The following is a 3,727-nucleotide window of genomic DNA, read 5'->3' on the forward strand; positions in this document are numbered from 1 at the left end:
GCGTTCGGTCGCCCGCTTCCTCCAACACGGGTCCGGAGAGGCCGATGAAGATTACTGCGCTTGAAACGATCCGCCTGGACGAATTTGCCAACGTCATCTGGCTCAGGTTGCACACCGACGAGGGTCTTGTCGGGCTTGGCGAGACGTTCATGKGCGCCACAGCAGTCGAAGCGTACCTCCACGAGACTGTCGCCCCCAAACTTCTCGGGCTGGATCCGATCCAGATCGAGACATGCAATGCGTCTCTCTCGAACTATCTCGGCTGGCGTGGATCTGGCGTCGAAACGCGCGGCAACTCGGCGATCGACATCGCTTTGTGGGATATTTTCGGCAAAGCCGCCGGTCGTCCAATCTACGAAGTGCTCGGCGGCAAATCGCGTGACACCATACGCACCTACAATACCTGTGCGGGATATAGATACATTCGCGATGCGCGCGCGCAAAAAGTCGCGAACTGGCACCTTGGAGAGGAAGGCGGTCCCTACGAGGATCTCGAAGCCTTTCTTCACCGCGCCGATGAACTGGCTCACTCCCTTTTGGAGCAGGGCATTACCGGAATGAAGATCTGGCCCTTCGATATCGCGGCCGAGCGCTCGGCCGGTTGGGACATCACTCCCCAGGAACTGCAAACGGCACTCGAACCCTTCCGCCGGATTCGGCGCGCGGTTGGCGACAAGATGGACATCATGGTGGAGTTCCATTCACTGTGGAGCCTGCCAATGGCGAAAAAGCTAGCCGAAAGGCTAGCTGAGTTCGATACATACTGGCACGAGGATCCGTTCAGGCTCGACAATGTCGGCGACCTCGCGGAATACGCCAGACATTCAAAAGCGTGGGTCTGCGCATCCGAAACGTTGGCCTATACTCACTCGTTCCGGGAATACCTCGAAACCGGCGCTGCGGGCGTTGTGATGCTCGATCTCTCCTGGTGCGGCGGCCTATCGGAGGCACGCAAGATCGCCGGAATGGCCGAGGCGTGGCATACCCCTGTCGCACCCCACGATTGCACGGGCCCGGTCGTGTATATGGCCTCGTGCCACTTCTCCCTGCATGCGCGAAACGCCTTGATTCAGGAGTCGGTACGCGCCTTCTATTCGGGATGGTACTCGGAACTCGTGACGAGCCTTCCCACAGTATCGAACGGACAGGTATCCGTCTCCGACGAACCCGGCCTCGGGCTCGAGCTTTTGCCGGACATCGTCGACAGGCCCGATGCGACGGTCAGGTTCAGTCGGATCGCCGAGATGTGAGCTCGATTGCCATGGTGTGACATGCAACGGATGGCCCCTTCGAGGAACCGTGCGGTCTTGAGCCGTATCGTCTCCGAGGACGCGCAAACTGGCCGACGAGTTGCATCGGTATCCGGATAGGATATTCAATCGCCCCATGGACACTTTTTCTCACCTCAAAGGTTCGGCACATTCGCCCTTCGGCTGGGACCGAAAGCAGGCTGCCCAGGATCTCTTTGTTCTTGTATCGGCGCTCTTGATCGTCGCCTGGATTGCCTATGAGATCCGGATTTTCGGATCGCTTGTCGCCGATCTCCCGCCCGGGAAAGAGATCGACCTCTATGAGGCGGTTTTTCTGGGGGGCGTTCTTTGCATCTGTCTCTGGATATTCTCTTGGCGGCGTTTGAAGGAACTCAGGCAGGAGGCCAACCGTCGGGTGCTCGCGGAGGAACGCGCGGCCGACGCCGAGCTTCGGGCTCTCCGAGATCCGTTGACGGGCCTGGGCAACCGCGCGCAGTTCGACGCCCGTCTCGAAGATCTCGTCGGGGGGATGAACAACCGTAAGGGCGAGATAAGGACCGCAGCGCTTTTTCTGCTCGACCTCAATCATTTCAAGCAGGTCAACGATCAGCTCGGACATCCGGTCGGCGATACCGTCCTGCGGATCGTTGCCATGCGCCTAAGGTCGGTCGTCCGTGCGGAGGACGTGGTCTGCCGGCTGGGCGGCGATGAGTTCGCCGTTGTTGCTTGTGGCGTCACCTCTGTGAGCGGCTTCGCAGAAGGACTAATTTCGGCCATCGATCAGCCGATGAATGTCGACGGGCATGCGGTCCGGATCGGGGTCTCCGTCGGAATTGCATCCGACCCCGGCACGAGCAAAGCACCACGCGCTTTCCTTCAAATGGCCGACAGAGCGCTCTACGCGGCCAAGAAACGCATCAACTCAAATCTGCGGTCAGCCTTTGAAATCGCCGAACCGGACACCCCCGGTCCCGGCAGCAGCGAGACCCGCACTCAGACCCGGCCGGTGGGGCGTTCTGCCACGTCGCCCCCTCGGTAGGTCACCGGCCGAGGGCGTGGTTCGGACGAGGCTAAAAATAAGTCTTCACCGCGTCGAGGACATTGTAGCTCTCATCGACGACCATCAGAAGCGGCCACTTGTCGAAGGTCGTGCATGGATGCCCGACACCGAATCCGACCATGTCTCCCACTTGGAGCGGGCTTTCGCCTGGCGTGCCGAGGTGGCAATGCTGATCGTTTAGAGCGAGCGTCACGTGTCCTCGCGGCATCGGCGCGGGCCGATCCATGCTTCCGTCAGGGCGATACCAACGCAGAGGTACAGGAAGCCCCTCGTCGAAACCGACATCGCGCTTTCCCATCGTGAGGATCGTCCGCCCTCCTTCCGGACGGGATTGAACGAACGCCCAGACCTCTAGCGCTGATTCCAGACCGCCTTGTGGAAGTTGCAGCGTGGTTTCCTCGACGATGCGGTTGAAAGCGCGGGCGTAGCCAAGAACGTCATGGGTCAGGTAGCAGCCGGATCGCAAAACCCTCAGCATCGGCCGTTCGAACGATGCCGCGCGGAACCGTTCACCGACACGGTCGAAGAACGATGAGCCGCCGGCGCTCAAGATGACCGGTGCGTTCGCGGGAAGCAGCTCATTCTCCACGGCACTCGTCGCCACCGCCACCACCTCATCGAGAACCCGGTCGACCGAGGCGCGGTCCGGCAATAATCCCTCGAAGCATTCGAACCCCGCGACAACGAGTCCGGGGGTGGCCGCCACGGCCCGCGCGACGGCTATCGCATCGTCCCGACTGCGCGCGCCCGTTCGCCCCCCTGGAAAACCGATCTCGATCAGCACTCGCAATGGGTTCGTGGTGAGCGGAGGATTGCGGACGGCGCCTCGTGCAAGTTGGGCCACGCCCTCAAGCGTATCCGCAAGGCAGTAGAGGGCGAAATCTGGATCTTGTCGGATAGCGGCGAAACAAGCATCGACCGACGCTCGGCCGACGGGTTGGTTCGCCAAAATCACGCGTTTGATGCCGAAGGCCCGGCAGACCGCGAGCTGCTGCGTGGTCGCCACGGTGATGGCCCACGCGCCGTCGGTCAGTTGAAGGTCGAACAACTGAGGCGCCATGGTCGTTTTGCCATGGGGAGCGATGAGAAGATCATTGTCGCTCGCAAACCGGCTCATCCACGCGCTGTTAGCCCTGAGCACCTTACTTCGGAGGATAGCGGCCGGTAGCGGTAGGTCGCCTGCCAGGACATTCCAGCCCCTTGCGCCAATGGCTCCCAAACGGGTCGGCTCTCCGCCGGCCGGAACGCCCTTCGTCGTCCCGTCCACCACGAGATCCTCGATCGCCCGCAGGTCCAGGCGTGTGAGAGGCGGTTGTACAAGCTCGTTCAAAGCCATCGGTTCTGGTCCAGCGGCGCAAGCGGAGACGCGCCATAGTTCAGAGAATTTTCCGCTTTTCGAATGGGAGAAGTCATCCGT

General features: G+C 61.1%; 3 protein-coding genes. 2 read left to right on the forward strand and 1 reads right to left on the reverse strand.

What is annotated here, in order from left to right; all coding sequences use genetic code 11:
• The first annotated feature begins 44 nt into the window (after positions 1-44).
• Both AC1DT3_RS14515 and AC1DT3_RS14520 read left to right on the forward strand, forming a co-directional pair.
• Positions 45-1,250, forward strand: a complete 1,206-nt coding sequence (locus tag AC1DT3_RS14515; RefSeq protein ID WP_477465955.1) for a mandelate racemase/muconate lactonizing enzyme family protein — start codon at positions 45-47, stop codon at positions 1,248-1,250.
• 136 nt (positions 1,251-1,386) lie between these two features.
• The gene (locus AC1DT3_RS14520) at positions 1,387-2,289 is read left to right on the forward strand and encodes a diguanylate cyclase (RefSeq protein WP_477465953.1); all 903 of its coding nucleotides are present in this window, start codon (positions 1,387-1,389) and stop codon (positions 2,287-2,289) included.
• A 31-nt stretch (positions 2,290-2,320) separates the two neighbouring features.
• Here the strand turns inward: AC1DT3_RS14520 and AC1DT3_RS14525 are convergent, their stop codons facing one another.
• On the reverse strand, positions 2,321-3,646 hold the full coding sequence (locus AC1DT3_RS14525; protein ID WP_477465954.1) for a type III PLP-dependent enzyme domain-containing protein: 1,326 nt from the start codon (positions 3,644-3,646) through the stop codon (positions 2,321-2,323).
• Positions 3,647-3,727: the final 81 nt, after the last annotated feature.

The organism is Microvirga sp. P4_G7 (assembly GCF_056401005.1).

Bases quoted from the DNA above. Each gene is read 5' to 3' on its own strand.
- AC1DT3_RS14520 (WP_477465953.1), top strand. From the start codon at position 1,387: ATGGACACTTTTTCTCACCTCAAAGGTTCGGCACATTCGCCCTTCGGC.
- AC1DT3_RS14525 (WP_477465954.1), bottom strand. From the start codon at position 3,646: ATGGCTTTGAACGAGCTTGTACAACCGCCTCTCACACGCCTGGACCTG.